Below are 508 nucleotides of genomic sequence, written 5' to 3'. Positions count from 1 at the left end.
GTTGCCCTGTGAATTTTTTACAGGGTTACTCAGGCTATTTACAAGTTGATGGCTATCAGGGTTATGAACAAACGAAAGCCAAGCTTGCTGGCTGCTGGGCACATGCAAGACGCAAATTTATTGAAGCCGAAAAAGCACAACCCAAAGGTAAAACGGGTAAAGCCAATTGGGCAATTAACCATATTCAAAAGCTGTATCGGGTTGAAATAAAAATCAAAGGAAAAACTGCTGCCCAAAAGCAAAACATTAGACAAAAAGACACAGTGCCATTGCTTGAACAATACAAACGTTGGCTAGAAAAATCATTGCTAAACACCTTGCCTAAATCGAAGCTGGGTGAGGCAATTAATTACAGCTTAAATCAGTGGGATAAACTGGTTCGTTATGCGTGTGATGGAAACTTATCTATCGACAATAATCGCGCAGAGCGCGCAATTAAACCGTTTGTCATTGGCAGAAAAAATTGGCTGTTTAGCCAAACAGCCAAGGGTGCAAATGCCAGTGCAAT

The 508-nt window shown here is 41.1% G+C and carries 1 protein-coding gene; it reads left to right on the top strand.

Annotated elements, in window-relative coordinates:
- Positions 1-508: IS66 family transposase (gene tnpC, locus DS2_RS19415; protein ID WP_035016746.1), on the top strand; the 508-nt coding region annotated here is incomplete at both ends.

It is taken from the genome of Catenovulum agarivorans DS-2 (assembly GCF_000568405.1).
Taxonomy (GTDB): domain Bacteria; phylum Pseudomonadota; class Gammaproteobacteria; order Enterobacterales; family Alteromonadaceae; genus Catenovulum; species Catenovulum agarivorans_A.
The sequence above is the reverse complement of the archived record's forward strand: the minus strand, read 5'-3'. Positions and strand labels throughout refer to the sequence as shown.